Origin of the sequence: Absicoccus sp. (assembly GCF_034090965.1) — a bacterium.
Classification (GTDB): domain Bacteria; phylum Bacillota_I; class Bacilli_A; order Erysipelotrichales; family Erysipelotrichaceae; genus Absicoccus; species Absicoccus intestinalis.
The window spans coordinates 1-21,008 of the sequence record NZ_JAXDRQ010000062.1 but is presented as its reverse complement, the minus strand read 5'-3'; the positions used below and the strand labels follow the sequence as shown (position 1 = coordinate 21,008).

24 protein-coding genes and 1 rRNA gene are annotated in these 21,008 nt (G+C 38.7%); all 25 read left to right on the top strand.

The window, feature by feature from the left end; translation table 11 throughout:
* The first annotated feature begins 14 nt into the window (after window positions 1-14).
* Window positions 15-128 (top strand): 5S ribosomal RNA (rrf, locus tag SOS22_RS09250).
* Between the two features lie 47 nt (window positions 129-175).
* Window positions 176-1,558: a tetratricopeptide repeat protein gene (locus SOS22_RS09245; protein ID WP_320597010.1), complete on the top strand. Its 1,383-nt coding sequence runs from the start codon at window positions 176-178 to the stop codon at window positions 1,556-1,558.
* Window positions 1,559-1,569: 11 nt separating this feature from the next.
* Window positions 1,570-2,502 (top strand): glycosyltransferase family 2 protein, encoded by a 933-nt coding sequence (locus SOS22_RS09240; RefSeq protein ID WP_320326631.1) that lies wholly within the window; start codon window positions 1,570-1,572, stop codon window positions 2,500-2,502.
* 46 nt (window positions 2,503-2,548) lie between these two features.
* Window positions 2,549-3,964: a signal recognition particle protein gene (gene ffh / locus SOS22_RS09235; RefSeq protein ID WP_320326630.1), complete on the top strand. Its 1,416-nt coding sequence runs from the start codon at window positions 2,549-2,551 to the stop codon at window positions 3,962-3,964.
* An 87-nt stretch (window positions 3,965-4,051) separates the two neighbouring features.
* Complete coding sequence (gene rpsP / locus SOS22_RS09230) at window positions 4,052-4,321, top strand: 30S ribosomal protein S16 (RefSeq protein WP_320326629.1); 270 nt, start codon at window positions 4,052-4,054, stop codon at window positions 4,319-4,321.
* Between the two features lie 2 nt (window positions 4,322-4,323).
* Window positions 4,324-4,572, top strand: coding sequence for a KH domain-containing protein (locus tag SOS22_RS09225; RefSeq protein WP_320326628.1), 249 nt, complete (start codon window positions 4,324-4,326; stop codon window positions 4,570-4,572).
* 41 nt (window positions 4,573-4,613) lie between these two features.
* Window positions 4,614-5,102, top strand: a complete 489-nt coding sequence (rimM, locus tag SOS22_RS09220; RefSeq protein ID WP_320326627.1) for a ribosome maturation factor RimM — start codon at window positions 4,614-4,616, stop codon at window positions 5,100-5,102.
* Complete coding sequence (gene trmD / locus SOS22_RS09215; RefSeq protein ID WP_320597009.1) at window positions 5,099-5,824, top strand: tRNA (guanosine(37)-N1)-methyltransferase TrmD; 726 nt, start codon at window positions 5,099-5,101, stop codon at window positions 5,822-5,824. Before rimM ends, trmD begins: the two co-directional genes overlap by 4 nt.
* Before the next feature lie 91 nt (window positions 5,825-5,915).
* The gene (gene rplS / locus SOS22_RS09210; RefSeq protein WP_128520846.1) at window positions 5,916-6,263 is read left to right on the top strand and encodes a 50S ribosomal protein L19; all 348 of its coding nucleotides are present in this window, start codon (window positions 5,916-5,918) and stop codon (window positions 6,261-6,263) included.
* Window positions 6,264-6,314: 51 nt separating this feature from the next.
* Complete coding sequence (lepB, locus tag SOS22_RS09205; protein ID WP_320326624.1) at window positions 6,315-6,926, top strand: signal peptidase I; 612 nt, start codon at window positions 6,315-6,317, stop codon at window positions 6,924-6,926.
* Complete coding sequence (gene ylqF, locus SOS22_RS09200; protein WP_320597008.1) at window positions 6,926-7,771, top strand: ribosome biogenesis GTPase YlqF; 846 nt, start codon at window positions 6,926-6,928, stop codon at window positions 7,769-7,771. Before lepB ends, ylqF begins: the two co-directional genes overlap by 1 nt.
* The gene (locus tag SOS22_RS09195) at window positions 7,764-8,363 is read left to right on the top strand and encodes a ribonuclease HII (RefSeq protein ID WP_320597007.1); all 600 of its coding nucleotides are present in this window, start codon (window positions 7,764-7,766) and stop codon (window positions 8,361-8,363) included. Before ylqF ends, SOS22_RS09195 begins: the two co-directional genes overlap by 8 nt.
* 32 nt (window positions 8,364-8,395) lie before the next feature.
* Window positions 8,396-9,133, top strand: coding sequence for a DNA-processing protein DprA (locus SOS22_RS09190; protein ID WP_320597006.1), 738 nt, complete (start codon window positions 8,396-8,398; stop codon window positions 9,131-9,133).
* A gap of 53 nt (window positions 9,134-9,186) precedes the next feature.
* Complete coding sequence (gene topA, locus SOS22_RS09185) at window positions 9,187-11,331, top strand: type I DNA topoisomerase (RefSeq protein WP_320597005.1); 2,145 nt, start codon at window positions 9,187-9,189, stop codon at window positions 11,329-11,331.
* A gap of 1 nt (window position 11,332) precedes the next feature.
* Complete coding sequence (gene trmFO, locus SOS22_RS09180; RefSeq protein ID WP_320597004.1) at window positions 11,333-12,622, top strand: methylenetetrahydrofolate--tRNA-(uracil(54)-C(5))-methyltransferase (FADH(2)-oxidizing) TrmFO; 1,290 nt, start codon at window positions 11,333-11,335, stop codon at window positions 12,620-12,622.
* Window positions 12,619-13,515, top strand: coding sequence for a site-specific tyrosine recombinase/integron integrase (xerA, locus tag SOS22_RS09175; protein WP_320597003.1), 897 nt, complete (start codon window positions 12,619-12,621; stop codon window positions 13,513-13,515). Before trmFO ends, xerA begins: the two co-directional genes overlap by 4 nt.
* Before the next feature lie 15 nt (window positions 13,516-13,530).
* A complete protein-coding gene (locus SOS22_RS09170; RefSeq protein WP_320326617.1) occupies window positions 13,531-14,778 on the top strand; it encodes a peptidoglycan bridge formation glycyltransferase FemA/FemB family protein in 1,248 nt (415 codons plus the stop codon).
* Window positions 14,779-14,919: 141 nt separating this feature from the next.
* Complete coding sequence (gene rpsB, locus SOS22_RS09165; protein WP_320597002.1) at window positions 14,920-15,849, top strand: 30S ribosomal protein S2; 930 nt, start codon at window positions 14,920-14,922, stop codon at window positions 15,847-15,849.
* Between the two features lie 26 nt (window positions 15,850-15,875).
* Window positions 15,876-16,760 carry a translation elongation factor Ts gene (gene tsf / locus SOS22_RS09160; RefSeq protein WP_320597001.1) on the top strand — a complete coding sequence of 295 codons (885 nt, stop codon included), beginning with the start codon at window positions 15,876-15,878 and terminating at the stop codon, window positions 16,758-16,760.
* A gap of 96 nt (window positions 16,761-16,856) precedes the next feature.
* Window positions 16,857-17,567 (top strand): UMP kinase, encoded by a 711-nt coding sequence (pyrH, locus tag SOS22_RS09155; protein ID WP_320326614.1) that lies wholly within the window; start codon window positions 16,857-16,859, stop codon window positions 17,565-17,567.
* 11 nt (window positions 17,568-17,578) lie between these two features.
* A complete protein-coding gene (gene frr / locus SOS22_RS09150) occupies window positions 17,579-18,124 on the top strand; it encodes a ribosome recycling factor (protein WP_320597000.1) in 546 nt (181 codons plus the stop codon).
* 42 nt (window positions 18,125-18,166) lie between these two features.
* Complete coding sequence (locus SOS22_RS09145; protein ID WP_320596999.1) at window positions 18,167-18,874, top strand: isoprenyl transferase; 708 nt, start codon at window positions 18,167-18,169, stop codon at window positions 18,872-18,874.
* The gene (locus SOS22_RS09140; RefSeq protein WP_320596998.1) at window positions 18,864-19,631 is read left to right on the top strand and encodes a phosphatidate cytidylyltransferase; all 768 of its coding nucleotides are present in this window, start codon (window positions 18,864-18,866) and stop codon (window positions 19,629-19,631) included. The genes SOS22_RS09145 and SOS22_RS09140 overlap by 11 nt, the downstream gene beginning before the upstream one ends.
* A 12-nt stretch (window positions 19,632-19,643) precedes the next feature.
* On the top strand, window positions 19,644-20,717 hold the full coding sequence (gene rseP, locus SOS22_RS09135) for an RIP metalloprotease RseP (protein WP_320326610.1): 1,074 nt from the start codon (window positions 19,644-19,646) through the stop codon (window positions 20,715-20,717).
* 129 nt (window positions 20,718-20,846) lie between these two features.
* On the top strand, window positions 20,847-21,008 hold a 162-nt coding region (locus SOS22_RS09130), incomplete at its 3' end, for a helix-turn-helix domain-containing protein (RefSeq protein ID WP_320596363.1).

Below are 21,008 nucleotides of genomic sequence, written 5' to 3'. Positions count from 1 at the left end.
ATCATCTCTCACGATCCGGTAGCGATAGCGGAGTGGATACACCTGTTGACATCCCGAACACAGAAGTTAAGCACTCCCGCGGCGAAGATAGTTGGGCCTGCCCCTGCGAACCTAGCACGCTGCCGGGTCTTTTTTTATGTTTACTCTCTTCTTTTTTTTGAGTATCATAATACATATGAATAAAACCGATTTACAGAATCAAATTTCCCAATTCATTATCCGTGATCAAAAAGATCTCGCATTCGACTATTTGGAAATATATAAAAGAGAATTTGGAAAGGATGTTTTCTACTATTTATCTTATTCCGATTTATTGATCCAAATCGAAGACTATGAAACCGTGATTCAGATCATGGAAGAAGCCTTAGGGCATCATATGCATAATTCCTTGATCAAAGAACGTTTAGCGGATGGATATTTTGGTAAAAATCAATTTAAGAAAGCACAAATGATTTATCAACAATGTGATATCAATGCCGATGATCCTTCGGCATTACATATCCGATACATGTTGGGATTATGTGCTATGAAACTACAACAATATCCTCAAGCCATCTCCTATTTCGAAGATGTTTTATTGGATCAATCACAAAATAAGAAAGCCTTATATTATTGTGGCATTGCCTATGGATTAGAGAATCGTGAGCATTTATGTAAAGAATATTTAAAACGTTATATACAACTGGAACCAAAAGGAATCTATGATGTATGTGAAGAATTTTTGTGGCTGAAAAAGTTGGATCTTGCATTTGAATTCATTCAACAAATCCATGATCCATGTAGACAGAAAGAATATCTGATTCAATATCATATTTCCAAAGATGATGTTTCACAAGCCATTGCTATTGCGGAAGCGTTGTATAAAGAAGTACCCAATCTTCGTCATTTGGATGAATTAGCTAGTTTATATGATCGCAATAAAGCGTATGATCAAGCAAACCAACTCTATGATACATTGATCCATATGCCAGATGATGATTCATTATCGATGTTGCAGTCCATTCAATTTCATTTATCTGCTTATCAAAGAACGCAAAATCGAAATTATAAAAAGTATATTCTGATGCATTTACAAGATGCCAAAAAGGATATGGACATCTTCTTATATATATTTCACTTTGCGCAAGTTATGCAAGATATGGAATTATCGGAATGGTTCATAGATCAAAAGCCTTTTTTTCACGATATCCGACAAGAACAAGAATATTATCGTTTGGTGATGCGTTATTATTTACGCACCCATAAATATGAAGAGGGATTCAAGTATTTACAGACCATGGATCCAGAAAGTTTTGAGGACTATTATAAATTACGTGTTGTTTTTGAATTTTATTTGTGCCAATTTGATCAAGTTTTTCAACATTATCAAATGGCCATGCCCAATGGATTGGTTGCTTACATGGCCTTTGTATCCATGGGCCTGCTACATAAAGAAGGCGAAGCTACAGATTTTTTGGCTCATTTTATGGATTATGCCAATGAGAATCCAGATACGGAAGATCTTGATATTTTTTATGAATTATTGGAAGACATCCAAAAAAATCGTAGCCATTCTTAGAGGAGGACCGAATGTCTCTAGTCAGTATTATTGTACCTATATATAATGCGGAAGCCTATATTAAAAAATGTTTACATTCGCTAGTGAATCAAACCTACAAAGAGATTGAAATATTATTGATCGATGATGGCTCGCAAGATCATTCTTGCGATGTTGCCAAAGAATATGTACAAGAATATTCCAACGTACATCTTTTTACATATCCAAATGCAGGTGTCTCTACAGCTCGAAATCGAGGGTTACAGTTGGCATCGGGAACCTATGTGATGTTTGTCGATAGTGATGATCACATGGATCTTGAAACAATTGAAGTCATGGTTCGTTATATGGAAGAGAATCATTGTGATTTAGTGACATGTGGTTATGTGATTGATTGTTCCTTTGGATGTTTCTATCGAAGGGGTTGTAAAACGGGGACAATGACATCGATTGAAGCATTGCATTCTTTGGCAAGAGGAACAGGTATCAATAATTATCCATGGGCGAAGTTATATAAGAAAAAATTATTTGAGGGAATCACATTTCCTGAAAATAGATCTCGTTTTGAAGATGCGTATACCATTTTTAAAACCATGATCAAAGCCAAAAAAATTGGTAATGTGTCTTCACGATACTATCATTATGTACAACATGCAGGTTCTTTGACCAATCGAATGAATGTAGAAATGATCTATCAAATGCGAGATTCAATTGAATATCAGGATACTTATTTAAAGAAAGTCTATCCAAAAGAAACATTTCATTTTGATCAACTATATTTTAATGCGGATATGATGATCTTATATACCATGCTTCGACAAAAGAATCATGCAAAATATGTACCAGCAACTATTGATTGGGAACAGATCCATTCCATCTATCATGTCGCTTATTTGGCATGGCGTCGTTTCGTGTTATGGCGATTGGGCTATTCTACCCTTACACAGGAAGATTTTGGTCATTAGTATGGAGTATGATAGAATAGACAAGGAATAATTGAGGAGAAAAAACATGGCATTTGAATCATTGAGTGATCGTCTTTCCAAGGCGATGCGAAAAATATCTGGACAGGGTAAGCTGACCGAAAAGAATATGAATGACATGCTGAAAGAAGTGCGTATGAGCCTTCTGGAAGCGGATGTCAATTATGATGTAGTAAAAAATTTTGTGGCGGATGTCAAAGAAAAAGCATTAGGCCAAGAGGTCATGGAATCTTTAAATCCTTCACAAATGGTCGTTAAGATTGTTCATGATGAGGTCCAGACCCTATTGGGCGAAGAAGATGCACAGATTCATTTCAAGAAGCAAGGCATGACAACCATCATGATGGTGGGTCTACAAGGTACAGGTAAAACGACTGCATCCGCAAAAATTGCGAAATATTGTAAGGAAAAATTAAAAAAACGGGTTTTATTGGTTGCTTGTGATGTGGTGCGGCCAGCCGCTATTGAACAGTTACAAACATTGGGGAAAGAAATCGATGTGGAAGTCTTTTCCTTGGGGGCAAATGTCAATGCGGTCCAGACTGCTCGACAAGCATTGGATTATGCGAATGATCGTCAAAAAGATTTGGTGATTTTTGATACCGCTGGTCGTTTACATATCGATGAAGCATTGATGCAAGAATTGTCTGATATGAAAGCTCTTGTCCAACCCGACGAGATCTTATTGACCGTCGATGCGATGACCGGTCAAGACATTGTGACCGTAGCAAAGGATTTTAATGAGCAATTGTCTATTACTGGCCTAGTTGTGACAAAATTAGATGGTGATGCACGTGGTGGTGGCTTGTTGTCGGTCCGCAGCATTACGCAAGTACCGGTATTATTTGTATCCAATGGTGAAAAAGTAGATGATTTGGAAGCCTTCCATCCGGATCGAATGGCCGATCGTATCTTAGGTATGGGTGACGTCATGACGTTGGTCGAGCAAGCACAAGAACGACTCGATATGGAAGTTCAAGAAAAAACTGCGAAACGTATGCAAGAGGGCATTTTTACCTTTAATGACATGCTGGACCAATTTGGACAAGTCAAGAAAATGGGTTCCATCCAAAATATGATGAAGATGGTTCCAGGCCTGAATAAATTGGCTCGAAATATGGATACGGACGTAGTCGATAGTGAAATGAAACGATCCGAAGCCATCATTCAGTCGATGACACCGTATGAAAGAGACCATCCTGAAGTTTTAAAGGCGAGCCGCAAAAATCGAATCGCAAAGGGTTCGGGTGTCAAAGTTGCTGATGTCAATAAATTGATCAAACAATTGGAACAGATGCAATCGATGACCCGAATGATGTCGAGTGGTCGTATGCCAAATATGTCTGCGCTACAAAATATGCAGCGAGGCGGTGGCTTGCCAGGTGGTTCCAAACATGCTGGTAGTAAAAAAATGAAAAAGAAAAGAAAAAAGAAAAGAAAATAAATAGATAGGTGTCAAGTAAAAATACTTGACACCATTTTATCGGTTTGGTATAGTAGGGAAGCAATCAAGAAAAGGAAGGTATATCGTATGGTAAAATTACGTTTAAAAAGAATGGGTAAAAAGGGTCATCCTTTCTATCGTATCGTAGCAGCGGATTCTCGTAGTCCTCGTGATGGACGTATCATTGAACAAGTAGGTACATATAATCCATTGAACGATGAGGCACAAGTCTCTTTAGATGAAGAAAAAGTAATGAAGTGGTTACAAAATGGTGCACAACCATCAGATACAGTTCGTTCGATCTTATCTAAACAAGGACTTATGAAAAAATTCCATGAGTCTAAATTGGCTAAATAACTATGGTCGATCTAGAAAAAACGCTTTATGATCTGTGTGCGCCATTGGTAGAGGATAAGAACAGTTTATCTGTAAAAACAATGACATCAACCAATGAAAATGAGATCTTATTGTATGTGTATGCAAACAATGAAGATGTTGCTCGTTTGATTGGGCGTCATGGTTCCATGGCTACCAGTCTTCGTCAAATGATGTCGATTGCTGCACGCGATGAACACAAAAGAATTTCTGTGAAATTCGAATCGTATTAGGATGTGACTTTTCACATCCTTGTTTTTTTAGGAGGTATTTTATGGTAAAGGTTGCTAAAATAATCAATACACACGGTCTAAAAGGAGAATGTAAGCTTTATTTGATCACGGATGATGTAGATGATCGTTTTCAAACGGGTCGAGAATTGTACTTAGCAGATCAAACGAAGATGGTTGTTCAATCGTTTCGTATGCAAAAGGGATTTGGTTATGTAAAATTCGAAGGCATCACGACCATCGAGCAAGCAGAAGCATTAAAAACCAAAGATCTATTTATTCCCATTTCAGATCTACCTCCCTTACCAGAAGGACACTATTATTTCTATGAATTGATGGATTGTGATGTTTACAATGCACAAGGCGAAAGATTAGGCAAAGTCTTGGAAATCTTAGAAACAGGTGCGAACCTAGTGTTACGAATTGGCACAAAGGAAGAAAATTTCTTGTGCCCTTATGTACCTACGTTTATTCAATTAGTGGATGTTGATGAAAAAAAGATCATCATCCAAGAAATGGCAGGCTTACGATGAAGATTTCGATTTTGACGCTCTTTCCTTCTTACTTTGATGCATTTTTATCCACGAGCATCATCAAAAGAGCCTATGAAAAAGGCTTATTTTCCTTTGAAACCATTGACTTTCGTTCCTTTACACATGAAAAACATGGTCATGTAGATGATACGCCCTATGGGGGTGGGGCCGGTATGGTTTTGATGTGTCAACCCATTCTCGATGCATTGGCCTCCATTCGCACACCAGAAAGTACCGTTATTTTACTAAGCCCGCAAGGAAAGACCTTCAATCAATCCATGGCAATCGATTTATCAAAAAAGTCTCATCTCATTTTTATTTGCGGGCATTATGAAGGATTTGATGAAAGAATCCGCGATTATGTCGATATGCAAGTATCACTGGGTGATTTTGTATTGACAGGAGGAGAACCAGCCTGCCAAGTGATGTGTGATGCAATCGTGCGCATGGTGGATGGGGTGATTAAGAAAGATTCCAGCAGCGATGATTCGTTTAGTCATGGGTTATTGGAATATCCCCAATACACGCGTCCTGAAATTTATGATGGCAAAAAGGTACCCGATGTATTATTAAGTGGGCATCATGCCAATATAGCCAACTGGCGTCACAAACAAGCATTAAAAAATACCGCTCTTCATCGTCCGGATTTATTAAAACAGCAAAAATTAAGCATAGAAGATCAAGAAATTGTCGATTCTATCTTGAAAAGTAAGGAAAAATAAGATAATATAGTTAAGCATTTATGCCGATGTGTTCCGCTGGCAGTTTTGTGAATGAACAAGATCATCGAAAACGAAAAAGGAGGACATAGAAATGAATCTAAATTTAGTGAATGAAATCACAAAATCACAATTAAAAAGTGATATTCCTGCCTTCCGTTCAGGAAGTACAGTACGTGTACACGTTAAGATCGAAGAAGGTGGCAAATCTCGTATCCAGGTATTCGAAGGTGTAGTCATCGAACGTAGTGGTGGAGGAATCTCTGAAACTTTTACCGTACGTAAAATGTCAAGTGGAATTGGTGTTGAACGTAAGTTCCCATTGCATTCACCAATTATCGCAAAGATTGAAGTCGTACGAAATGGTAAGGTTCGTCGTAACAAGCTAGGTTATTTAAGAGGACGTTCTGGAAAATCTGCTCGTTTAAAAGAAATACGATAAACTGAAGCCGTTTCGACGGCTTTTTTATTAAGACGATAGGAGGTTTTCCCAGTGAAAAAGATCAATAAGAAAAAAAAGATCGAATATGATCGAGATGATGAACGAACACTGAGCGAAGATATTCTTGATTTTATCAAAGTATTTGCGATCAGTGCTCTGGTCATTCTTTTATTCATGCATTTCATCGCATATCCTGTGAATGTATCGGGACGTAGTATGGTACCAACCTTACAAAATGGGGAATATGGATTCACCAATATCATTAATCTTGCTTTTCGGCAACCAACTCGTGGAGATATTGTTGTTGTGGATATGTACAATGAAGATACGCAACAAAATGAAAAATGGGTCAAACGCATTATTGGTTTGCCCGGAGAAACGATCGAATGTAAAGATGAAATCATCTACATTGATGGCAAAGCACTGGATGAATCCAGCTATATTTCTTCTTCATATCGTCAAAAAATGATTGATGAATATGGTTATTTCAATATGGATTTTTCGGCTGTAAAACTAGGTAAGGATCAATATTTTGTGATGGGAGATAACCGTCCGTATTCGAAGGACTCTCGATATAAAGATGTCGGTCCAATCAAAAAATCGCAAATTTTTGGTGATGGTATTTTTGTAATCTGGCCTTTAAATGCCATTGGAGGTAAATAATGCCTAAGATTCAGTGGTTTCCTGGTCATATGACCAAAGCCAAGCGAGAGATGGAACAATATTTGAAATTGGTCGATTTTGTGATTGAAATTCGTGATGCACGAATTCCTATTTCGTCCAAAAATCCCATGCTTGAACAAATGATCAAAAATAAGCCTCATTTGATCGTTTTATCAAAAATTGATAAAGCCAATCCGGAAATGACCCAACAATGGGTCCATCAACTCGAAAATCATCGCGTGAAGGTCTTGGCATTGGATTTGCTCCATCAAAATTTTAAAGCGCAGATTTCCCATGCGGGAAAAATACTTTGTCAACCTTTGATCGAGAAACAAAAGCGTAGAGGTATCCGTCCTCGTCCTTTGCGAGCTATGGTTTGTGGTATCCCAAATGTAGGAAAGAGTACTTTTATTAATACTGTAGCCCATAAGAAAGCAGCACAAACAGCCAATCGTCCCGGAGTCACAAAATCGTTACAATGGATTCGTTTTAATGCGGATATTGAATTATTAGATACACCAGGGGTTTTATGGCCAAAATTTGATGATGAAGAAATCGGCTTAAAATTAGCTTTGTTGGGAGCGGTACGCGATGAAGTTGTCGCGATGGAAGACCTGGCTTTGTTTGCTTGTGATTGGATGATAAAGAATTGTCCCGATGCACTTACCCAGTATTATCAGATTGAAATTCAATCTACACCGTATGAAACACTTTTAGAAATTGGTCGAAAACGCGGTATGTTTCAAGGAAAAGCAATCGATGAAGAGCGATTGATGAAAAGTTTTGTGAAAGATATACGCGACAATAAATGTGGACGGATCACTTGGGAGTTTCCAAATGATTGAGCATCCATTGGAATGGAATCATGACCAGATTCTCGTGGGTATTGATGAAGCTGGAAGAGGACCCATGGCTGGACCTTTGGTCGTGAGTGGAGTGGTATTTCCTTATGGATATGAAAATAAAGAATTGGATGACTCCAAGAAATTGACTGAAAAAAAACGTGAAACTTTATTTTCTTTGATCAAAAAAGATGCACTTTGGTATGACATATGTTTTGTGGATGAGCCAACCATTGATCGAAAAAATATATATAAAGCATGCCAAGATGCGATGATTGAAATTGCGATGGCAGCCCCGGTATCGATTGTTTTAACGGATGCCATGAAATTGCCAGGTGTGGATAAAAATGTATATTCCATTATAAAAGGTGATCATAAATCAATTTCTATTGCGGCTGCCAGTATTCTTTCGAAAGTATCGAGAGATCATTATATGCAGCATTTGGATGCCCTCTATCCACAATATGGATTTGCGAAACATAAAGGATATCCAACCAAAGCTCATAAAGCTGCCCTGGAAAGATATGGTGTCTTACCTTGTCATCGAAAAAGCTATGGGCCCGTCAAAGAAGCATTGGAAATCAAATTATTTTAGACGCTTAGCGTCTTTTTTTCGTATAGGAACATATGAAAAATACATTATCAAAAGCCATTTTATCCTATGCGATCCAATACCATGGGCAATGGAGCGCCATTGGTCAAGCCATTAAAAACAACCAACCCTATCAGCCGGTCACGTGTACCACAAACTATGTCACGATCATGGATGATGCGTATCCTATTTGTTTTCGTCGCTTACGTTATCCGCCTTGGATCTTATTTTATAAAGGAAAATTAGAGTTGTTGGATCAACCAACCATTGGAATCGTAGGTGCTCGTCAATGTTCTAAGCAGGCATTGATCAATACGGAAACAGTTGTGAAGCATCTACGCAATCGCTACTGTATCGTGAGCGGTTTAGCCAAAGGAATTGATGGCCAGGCTCATCGTTTTGCGAAACATACAATTGGTTTTATTGGGTGTGGGATCGATCGCATCTATCCAAAAGAAAATGCCGACTTATATGCATCGATGTCGTTGCATCAATTGATCATGAGCGAATATCCTTTGGATACGCCACCTTATCGTTCGCATTTTCCTTGGAGGAATCGGTTGATTGCTGGTAGCATTGATGCTTTGATCGTCATTGAGGCTACCCATAAAAGCGGCACTATGCTGACTGTCAATGAATGCAACACATTAGGGGTTCCAGTGTTTTGTTTGCCGACTGCTTTTGAAAATGAAACCTATCCAGGATGCAATCATTTAATTGAAGCGGGAGCCATGATCATACCCGATCCATCGGCTTTGGATACGATATTGTGATTGACAAAAAAGTGATTTTATTGTTTTATGTAACTTGAATTGGGGGAAGGACCATGAAAAAACATTTAGTGATTGTCGAGTCGCCTTCAAAATCGAAGACGATTGAAAAATACTTAGGAAACGATTATAAAGTGGTTTCCAGTAAGGGACATGTGTGTGATCTTGCTACACGTGGAAAAGAAGGATTAGGAATCGATGTCGATCATGATTTTGAGCCAACCTATACCATTAGTAAAGATAAAAAAGATGTTGTCAAAGAATTAAAAGCCGATGTCAAAAATGCGCAAGATGTTTATTTGGCAAGCGACCCCGACCGTGAAGGGGAAGCCATCGCATGGCATTTAGCACGCGTCTTGGATCTGGATGTAAATACGACCAATCGGATCGTTTTTCACGAAATTACCAAGCCAGCGGTTTTAGATGCTTTAGAACATCCGACCCATATCGATATGGATCTGGTTCGTTCACAAGAAACACGACGTATGTTGGACCGTATCATTGGTTTTAAATTAAGCAAATTATTACGAAATAAAATTCAGTCCAAATCGGCAGGACGTGTTCAATCGGTCGCCTTGCGATTGATCGTTGAGCGCGAAAATGAAATCAATGCATTTAAACCCAAAGAATATTGGACCGTACATGCCAATGTAACCAAGGGAAAAAAGACATTTGAAGCGGTCTTGGATAAAGTAGATGGCAAAAAAGCAAAATTAAGTAAGGAAGACGATGCGAAAGCTGTGGTGGATCGTTGCCATGAAGAATATGTGGTCACCAAATTGACCAAGCGTTCGAAAAGCAAAAAAGCACGTTTACCATTCACAACATCCACGCTGCAACAAGAAGCGAGTACGAAGTTAAATTTTGGTGCACGGAAAACCATGAGTGTTGCTCAACGCTTGTACGAAGGAATTGATGTTGGATCTGGCCAAGAAGGATTGATTTCCTATATGCGTACGGATTCAACGCGATTATCACCAATTTTTGTACAGGATGCAGAAAACTATATCGAGCAAACATTTGGAAAAGAATATATGGGGAAAGCACATCAAAAAAATAGTGCAAATGCACAGGATGCCCATGAAGCCATTCGTCCTACGGATATCACGCGTACACCGGAATCCATCAAAACCTATTTAAATAATGATGAATTTCGTTTGTATTCATTGATTTATGCTCGTACGTTAGCTTCATTGATGCATGATGCTAAATTTGACGTGACAACCGTATTGATCGACAACAATGGCTGTCAATTTAAAGCCAGTGGACAAGTTATGACGTTTGATGGATATACGAAAGTATATGGTAAGTATGAAAAATCGACGAATGAACTATTGCCGAAATTGGCTGAAAACGAAGTATTAGAGCACGTAGCCATTGATAGTAAACAACATTTTACTGAATCACCTGCTCGATATACCGAAGCCAAGTTGATCAAGGACCTAGAAGAAAAGTCAATTGGTCGTCCAAGTACCTATGCAACCATTATTGATACGATTCAAAAGCGAGGTTATGTCACTTTAGAAAAAACATCTGAAACATCGCGCACAAAAGTATTCAAGCCAACCGAACAAGGTGTTTTAACGGATTCAAAACTTCAACAATATTTCTCAAGTGTCATCAATGTGGAATATACCGCCAATATGGAAAAGTCTTTGGATGAAATTGCTGAAGGGCAGCAAGATAATATTGCTTATTTGCATAAATTCTATGATTTCTTTGCCCCACTTGTTGACGAAGCGTATGAAAAGATGCCCAAGAAGGAATTGGAGCGAGTGGGACGGACATGTCCCGATTGTGGCGGTGAATTGGTCTATCGCAATGGTCGCTATGGTAAATTTATTTCTTGTATCAATTTTCCAAAATGTAAGCATACCGAAACATTAGATGTTCCTAAAGAAGCGCAAGGCGAAGAAAAAATCTGTCCCAATTGTGGCGGAAAGATGGTCATCAAACGAGGCCGCTATGGTGAATTCTGGGCTTGTTCGAATTATCCAAAATGTAAGACCATCGTGCCTTTAAAAGAAAAAGCGAAACCAGAACCAACGGGTGAAATGTGTCCAGAATGTGGTCATGAATTGGTGCGTCGTCGATCTCGTTATGGTAAGATCTTTATTGGTTGTTCGAACTATCCAAAGTGTCATTATATAAAAAAAGAACCGAAAACAAAGAAAAAAGAAATGGAAAAAGAAGAAGGATAATATGCAAGAAGTCACAGTGATTGGTGCTGGATTAGCTGGAAGTGAAGCAGTCTGGCAGTTGATAAAACGAAATATTCCTGTGCATTTGATTGAAATGCGGCCGGTGAAATCGCCGGCTGCTTTTCATACGGCACAATTTGCTGAATTGGTTTGTTCGAATTCATTGCGTTCAAATTCGATGCAAAATGCGGTCGGCATTTTGAAAGAAGAATTACGAATGTTGGATTCCATCGTCATGAAGGCGGCGGATAGCCATGCCGTTCCAGCTGGCAGTGCGTTGGCAGTGGATCGCCAAGAATTTTCAAAAATGATCACCGATACGCTGACCCATTCGCCTCTTGTTCGCATCACCCATGAAGAAGTTACCGATATTCCGAATGGACCCACTATCATTGCGACAGGTCCATTGACTAGCGATGCTTTGGCGGCATCGATTCATTCATTTGTACAAACGGATGCACTGCACTTTTATGATGCGGCAGCACCCATCATTGAAAAAGATTCCATTGATTTTTCCAAAGCGTATTATAAATCACGTTATGATCGCGGTGAAGCAAGTTATATCAATTGTCCAATGAATCAAACTGAATTTGATGCATTTTATGATGCTTTGATTCATGCGCAATGTGCCCAACTTCATGATTTTGAACAGACATACTTTGAAGGTTGTATGCCAGTCGAAGAAATGGCGAAACGAGGTAAAAAGACTTTATTATTTGGGCCTTTGAAACCGGTGGGATTAGAAAAAGATGAAAATGCGCATCCAGTTGCGGTTGTACAATTACGTCAAGATAATGTAGCAGCTACGATGTATAATATAGTTGGTTTTCAGACCCATTTGACATGGCCTGAACAACGCCGTGTTTTTTCACTGATTCCTGGTCTTGAACATTTAAAGATCACGCGATATGGTGTCATGCATCGAAATAGTTTTCTTTCAAGTCCACAAGTATTACGAGAAACGTATCAATCAAAACAACGCGATGATTTATTTTTTGCCGGTCAATTAACGGGTGTTGAAGGCTATGTAGAAAGTTGTGCGAGTGGTATGATTGCCGGGATCAACATGGCTCGTTTGATCCAAGGAAAACAACCCATTGCGTTTGGCAATACGTGTATCATGGGTTCGCAAGCCTACTATATTACGCATTGTGATTCCAAGCACTTTCAACCCATGAATGCGAATTTTGGGATTGTCCATTTTACTGAAAAATGTAAAAAGAAAGAGCGCAAAGAGCGTATGGCGTCGCAAGCTATTGCTCGCATCAAAGAGATCGAGGAAATGCTATGAATGAATGGATCGACCGATTTCTAAAATATGTGTATAATGCGCATTCGCGATCCGAAGATACACAAGCTGCTTATCGGAACGATCTAGAACAACTTCGAGATTATTTGACCAGTCAAGGCATCACTTCTTTTGCGGATGTGGATCGCATCACCATATTGAATTTTATTGCGCAATTTCAACAAACACATGATGCCAAGCCAGCTACCATGGCACGTAAGTTATCGACCTATCGTTCGTTTTATCGATATTTAAATGAATATATGGGAGTAGAGGCTCAACCTTTAGAATCGATTCAATCTCCCAAACATCGTCAAAAGATACCGGAATTCTTGTTTGTGAATGAGATCCAAAACTTTTTAGACACCTATGATACCAGTGATTTGAATCAATTACGAGATAAAACCATGTTTACGATGTTATATGCATGTGGTTTACGAGTAAGTGAGCTAACGCATTTGGTTTGGGCTGATATCGATCTAGAAGATCGAATTGTTCATCTGACCGGAAAAGGGGACAAACAACGAATCGTACCTTTTTTTCAAGGTTTTGAGAAAACATTATGCGATTATAAGTTGCGCTATTGGCAAACGATTGCCAAGGATGATCATGTATTTGTGAATGCTCGTGGGAAAGCTTTTACATCACGAGGCATCCAATATTTGATGCAAAAACATGCGGATGATATCGGCATGCATATGAAAGTACATCCACATATGTTTCGTCATAGTTTTGCGACACATCTGTTGGATAATGGAGCAGATATTCGTATTGTGCAAGAACTTTTAGGTCATGCCAGTTTATCGACAACACAAATTTATACGCATGTATCTATATCTAAAATGAAAAGTACATATCAACAAGCGCATCCCATGGCGCATGTAAAAAAAATATAGGAGTGAGGGATCATTATGGAATTTTGTCATTTGACCGAAACTGAATATCAACAATTTCAACAACAACATCCATATGGAAATTTTATGAGTGCGATAGAATCGATGCATGTCAAAGAAGATGAAGGCTGGAAAGTCGAATTCGTTGGCGTAAAGGAAAATGGCAAGATTGTTTTAGCTACGCCATTAACATCCATTCCTGTCATGAAAGTATATCGTTATTTTTATGCGCAACGGGGCTTTTTAATGGATTATCACCGCATGGATGTGTTGACTTTCTTTACGACCGAAATCAAGAAATATTTAAAAAAACAAAAAGGCCTATATCTAGAAGTAGATCCGAATGTTTTGTATAAAGAAAGAGACATTGATGGAAATCTTGTACCAAATGGGTTTGATAATAGCTATGTGGTTGAAAATATGAAAAAGGCGGGTTATATCCATCAAGGATTTACGCGTGGCTATGGTACAGGTCAGATGCGATGGATCTTTTCTTTGTATTTCAAAGATCGAGATGCACAAACGATGTTAAAAAGTTTTCATCAACAAACTCGTTGGTCCATCAATCGAACCAAAAAAGAAGGCGTTCAAGTCCGTGAATTAGGCTTGGATGAAGTTGATATTTTCTTGAATATGATGAAAGAGACAGCTTTGCGCCGTGGGTTTGAAGAGCGAGACCGCAATTTTTATGTTTCACAAATTAAGGAATTTACCAAAACCAATCATGGAAAGCTGCTTTTGGCTTATTTAGATCTGGATGCTTTTAAAGCAAATTTGGTTCAGGAACAAAAGCAGTTGGAAGCAGAAAAAGCAGATGTGGATATGAAGTTAGCCCAAATTCCAAATTCAAAAAAATTTGTGAAGCGAGCGAAGGTATTGACTGAAAATTTAGCTATTAATGCCAAAAAACAAGGGCGAGCGGATCAATTAAAGCAACAATATGGATCAGTATTAAATATGGCCACGACCTTTTTTATCATTTCCAATGGAGAAGTGGTATATATGCATAGTGCAACCAATGATGCCTTTCGCAAGTTTTATGCACCCTATGCGTTGCAATGGTATATGATCCAATATGCAATTGATCATCATATTGACCGATATGATTTTTATGGTATTTCAGGCATCTTCGATAAAGACGATCCAAGCTATGGCGTGTATGATTTTAAACGTGGATTTACTGGTCAAGTCGAAGAATTGGTGGGTGTTTTCCTTTTGCCGATTCATGAGCATGCCTATAAGATCTATCAGAAATTAAAAGGATAATTTGCAAAAGGTTCCTGCTTTGTGTTAATATTAAAAAGCATGAATATGCAAATACACACATCATGAATTCGTTTGCCCGTGCACTTTTTTGTGTTGCATTCGTTTGAAATGGTGGAGGAGTAACGGAAAGGAAGGACATTTATGTCAGAAAAAATTGTATCAATGAAAAAATTGTTAGAGAATGGTGTACATTTTGGACATCAAACTCGCCGTTGGAATCCAAAGATGAAACCATACATCTATACAAGTCGTAATGGTGTATATATCATCGATTTGAACACAACGTTGGAAGGTATTGAAGCTGCGTATGCTGAATTGAAAGCCATTAGTGAACGTGGTGGTAAAGTTTTATTTGTAGGAACCAAGAAGACAGCTGCTGAAACGATCGAAGCACAAGCTTTGCGTTCAGGCTCTTTCTATGTCAACAAACGTTGGTTAGGTGGTATGTTGACAAACTTCCGTACGATCCAAAAACGTGTTCGTCGTTTGGTTGAAATCGAAGAAATGGAAGCCAGTGGTAAAATTGAAGTATATACGAAAAAAGAACAAGCTGGTCTTCATAAAGAAAAAACCAAATTGGAAAACTCTTTAGGTGGAGTCAAGGAAATGAAGAAATTGCCAGATGCAATCTTTGTTGTTGATCCAAAAGAAGAGCACAATGCAATTGCCGAAGCTAAAAAGTTAGGCATTCCTGTATTCGCTATGTTGGATACAAACTGTGATCCAGATGATGCCGATTATCCAATCGCATCCAATGATGATTCACAACGTTCGATCGAATTGATCACGACTTTAATGGCCGATGCTATCGTAGACGCGAAGGGCGGATTGCTTGAATTGGCTTATTTAGGTGATGATGAAGAAGATGTAACGATGGATGATGTCATCAAGAATGTAGAAGCACAAATTGCTGAAAACGAACGTCGTCGTCGTCAAAGAAATGAAGAGCGTCGTAGAAGAAATGCAGAGCGTCGTAATCGTCGTTTCAACCGCAATCGTAGTACAAATGGTACCCAAGCAAACCATGCAGATGCAAAACCAGAACAAAAACCTGCAGAATCTGCTGAATAATTCATAAGAAAAGGAAATCGATAAATATGGCAATCAAGGCATCTCAAGTAAAAGAACTGCGTGAAAAAACGGGCGCAGGAATGATGGATTGTAAAAAAGCATTAACAGAAACAAATGGTGATGTAGCCGCTGCCATTGATTGGCTTCGTGAAAAAGGTATTGCGAAGTCACAAAAAAAGGCTGGCCGTATTGCCGCTGAGGGATTGACTCGTGTCGCTACACAAGGCAATACAGGTGTCATTTTTGAAGTGAATTCAGAAACCGACTTTGTCGCAAAGAATGAGCAATTCTTACATTTATTAGATGTGATCGAAAAAGCATTATTAGAAGCAAAACCTGCTACGACAGAAGCGGCTTTAGAAGTGGAAACATCTGAAGGAAAAATCAATGATCTAATCATCAATGCAACGGCAACAATTGGTGAAAAAATTTCTTTCCGTCGTGTAGCTATTGTAGAAAAAGCAGACGATGAAACATTTGGTCAATACATGCATATGGGAGGAACCATTTCTAGTTTGGTTGTCACTAAAGGTGGCGATGATACCGTTGCGAAAAACGTAGCGATGCAAGTGGCTTCTATGAATCCAATTTATGCAACGGAAGCAGATATTCCAGAAGATGCATTCAATCATGAAAAAGATTTGCAAATGCAAATGATGAAGGAAGACCCAAAAATGGCCAATAAACCGGAAAAAGTATTGGAAAATATCTTGAAGGGTAAGGTAAAGAAACATTTCAAAGATCAATGCTTGGCGGATCAAGAATTCTTCTTGGATTCAAAGAAATCAGTTTCTCAATACTTGAAGGAAGAGAAGGCCGAAGTTATTTCTTTTGTCCGTTATCAAGTAGGTGAAGGAATCGAAAAGAAAGAAGAAGATTTTGCTGCTGAAGTTGCTGCACAAATGAAATAAAGATCTTTTATTCAGAGCTATGTGTATTCATAGCTCTTTTTTATTATTTGTTCTTAGTGTATAATTTGAGATAGAGACTTAAAGGAGTAAAAACGTATGTATAAACGGGTTTTATTGAAATTAAGTGGTGAAGCTTTGTCTGGGAATGGACAAGCGTTTGATCCAGAAGTATTAGCTGGATTGGCCAAAGAATTAAAAGAAATTCAACAAAAAGGAGTGGAATTGGCTATCGTTGTTGGTGGTGGTAATTTCATACGCGGAAAGATGCTCGCTCAAATGGGCATGAATCGTGCCCAAGGTGATTACATGGGTATGTTAGGAACGGTCATTAATGCCTTGGCGGTACAAAATGCATTGGAAAATGCAGGTGTAGATACGCGTGTACAAACCGCGGTCCATATGCAGGAAGTGGCAGAACCTTTCATTTTGCGTCGTGCGATTCGTCATTTGGAAAAAGGTCGTGTCGTAATTTTTGGAGCAGGAACGGGTTCTCCTTATTTTTCAACGGATACGACAGCCGCATTACGAGCATCGGAAATTGGGGCTGATGTGATCTTAATGGCAAAAAATGGGGTAGACGGCGTCTATGATAGTGATCCAAAGAAAAATCCAAATGCCAAAAAATTTAATTCCTTATATTATATGGATGTCTTGAATAAAGGATTACAAGTTATGGATTCAACCGCAATCAGTATGTGTATGGATAATGATATTGATTTGATCGTATTCAATATGAATGAGCGTGGTAATATTTTAAAAGCCATACAACAAACCGTAGATGGTACATTGATCACAAAAAAGAAGTAGAGGAGACAAAAATGACTGAAATTTTAGATAATGCAGAAATGAAAATGATGGCAGCCGTTGAAAATTTAGAAGATAATTTGCGTACATTACGAACGGGACGTGCCAATGCGGCTATTTTGGACCGTGTGGAAGTGGACTATTATGGAAGTCCAACACCGGTCAACCAAATGGCACGAATCAGTGTGGTAGAAGGGACGCAATTGGTTGTGAAGCCTTATGATCGTACATTGGTCAAAGCCATTGTCCATGCGGTTCAAGCGGCAAACTTAGGATTAAATCCACAAGGAGAAGCGGATTGCGTTCGTATTCAAGTGCCTCAATTGACAGGGGAGCGAAGACAGGAATTAGCTAAAAAAGCACAACAATATGGCGAAGAAGCAAAAGTAGCTATTCGGAATATTCGTCGTGAAGCCAATGATGCCATCAAAAAGGATAAAGAATTGCGTGAAGATGAAGAGAAGAGTGCTTTCGAAGATTCACAAAAATTGACAGATACATATATTAAAAATATTGAATCGGTTGTTGAAAAGAAAAAAGCAGATATCTTAAATGTATAGGCCCAATTCATCATTGGGTCTTTTTCAGAAAGGATTAGTCGTATGGAAGCAAACATTCCCCAAACGGTAGCCATTATCATGGATGGCAATGGACGCTGGGCCAAAGCACGTGGTTTACCACGAACGGCTGGACATAAACAAGGTGCAGAAGCCATCCGTACGGTGACATTAGCTGCCAATAAAATGGGAATCCAAAAATTGATCTTATATGCGTTTTCAACTGAGAATTGGAAGCGTCCGGAACAAGAAGTGAGTTACTTGTGTAAGTTGCCCGGTATTTTCTTTAAACGATATATCAAGGAATTAATGGAGAACAATATCCGTGTTACTTTTGCCGGGGAATTGGAGCGATTTCCAGAAAGTACACAATCCGTGATCCAAAAGGCAGTGAATCAAACCGCTTGTAATACGGGATTGAATTTGGATATTGCAATCAATTATGGTTCACGTCGTGAACTTGTTTTGGCTATGCGGCAGTATGCGCAAGATGTGGCCGATGAAAAACGCTTGAATGATATGAATGAGGCAGGTGTTTCGGAGTATTTGATGGTCCCTGAAAATGTGGACCTGTTGATACGTACAAGTGGGGAATTGCGCCTATCCAATTTCTTGTTGTGGCAAATTGCCTATGCTGAATTTATTTTTACACCCATTGCTTGGCCGGATTTTGATTCGCAAGCATTAGCCGATTGTATCAAAGAATTTCAATCCCGGCATCGTCGTTTTGGAGGATTAGAAGATGAAAAATAGAATAATTACCGCAATCATCATCATTTTTATTGTTGCCTGCCCATTGGCTATGGGTGGCATTCCTCTAGAAATTTTATCCTTATTCATTGTGGCAACCAGTGCTTATGAATGGGCCCATGTTACGCCACGTTTTCCAAAATGGCCGGTCTTTATTGTTCCTGTCATGATGGCATCGGTCATATTGGCTCGATATGTACCTCAACATTGGTTGTTTGTCGTATATACCCTTGCAACGGTGTTCTTTTGGACATTGACCATTTTTGTAGAAGATTTTGAAATTTCGGATGGTTTTTACTGCATTGCCTATTTTTTGATTTTGTCTTTGATCTATCGAACCATGGGATTCTTAGAAAATAATCATTATTATATGTTAACGATCGTATTCGCAACCTATGGATCGGATACCGGCGCATGGTTTGTGGGACGTCGCTATGGAAAGCATAAGATGAATCCACGTCTATCGCCAAAGAAAAGTTGGGAAGGCTTTGCGGGCGGCATTGTGTTTGGTGCTGTTTTAAGCTTAGTTGTTTCTTTCTTGTATTTGTCACAAGTAAATACGTTAATGAATGTCATTCTTTGTTTATGTTGTCCATTGGTCGCTGAAATTGGGGATTTATCTTTTTCAGCAATCAAACGCTATTATAAAGTAAAAGATTTCTCCAATTTATTACCAGGACACGGTGGTATTTTAGATCGAACTGATTCTCTTTTGATGAATATCCTATTTTGTGGTATTCTAGTAACCATATTCATGTAAAGGGGGAATCCTGTGCAGCTGATTATTGGTATCATTGCGTTTATCTTCATGTTGAGTGTCATCGTGATCATCCATGAATGGGGACATTTTATGGTGGCAAGACATTTTGGTGTATATTGTCATGAATTCTCCATTGGTATGGGGCCGGCACTCTATCAGAAAAAAGGAAAAGAAACGATTTTCTCGGTTCGTGCCATTCCTTTTGGCGGTTATGTCATGATGGCGGGAGAAGAAGACGGATCACAAGATGAGCAAGAAGATGACTGGTTAAAAGAAGTACCTGAAGATCGTCGGTTGAATCATAAACCATGGCCACAACAAATATGCATCCTGTTAGCTGGTATTTTTATGAACTTGATCTTAGCATGGGTTATTTTTGTGGGCGTAGCGATGGCTCGTGGATATGTAGTAGAACCGGCTCAACCGGTTGTATATCAAATTGTGGAAAATTCACCTGCTCAAAAGGCAGGCCTACAAAAGGACGATCGCATTCTAAAGGCAGAAAGTAGAACGGAATCTATCAAACCAGAAACACAATATGATTTGTTGGAGTGGATCCAGTATCATCATGATACGATCACATTAACAGTCAAACGAGATCAATCGACTTTCAAAACGCAAGTAAAGCCGCAATATGACAAAGAAAATTCAATTTATACGATTGGTTATCAGGCGATTGCCTATGCAAAAAACATTCAATGGTATGAAGCATTTGGTGTTGGCAGCCAGGATTTTGCGGAATCGAGTACGGCTATTTTCCAATCTTTGAATATGTTGATACATGGTAAAGGCTATGAAAATCTATCGGGTCCAGTCGGTATATTTAGCGTCACAAGCAAAACAACGCAAATGGGGCTTCTGGCTTATTTATCTTTATTTGCGATGATTTCTTTAAATATCGGTATTTTCAATGCGATTCCTATTCCTGCATTGGATGGTGGACGTGTGCTGATCACGTTGATTGAAGCCATCTTCCGTCGCAAGATCAATCAACAATTGGTCGAGAAGATCATTATGATTAGTTTTGCACTCTTGATGATGCTTTTTGTGTTTGCAACCTATAATGATATTGTTCGTTTTATTTAACCAGGGAAACCTGGTTTTTTCATGGATAAATTATCATAATAAGTGCAACAGCCTATAAGAATTAAAAAAGTCCATGGGTTCAATGATAAAATGTGAGTGAGAAAACAAACATTTATCAAGGAGAATCCCATGAACTACAACCATCTTAACATAAATGAGAGAACAGTCATATCTTTACTTGCTTCTTCTGACGTATCGATTCGTGAAATAGCGAAGCAACTTGGAAGAAGTCCGAGTACGATTTCCAGAGAATTGAAACGAAACCAAACAAATGAACGAGATTCCCGGTAT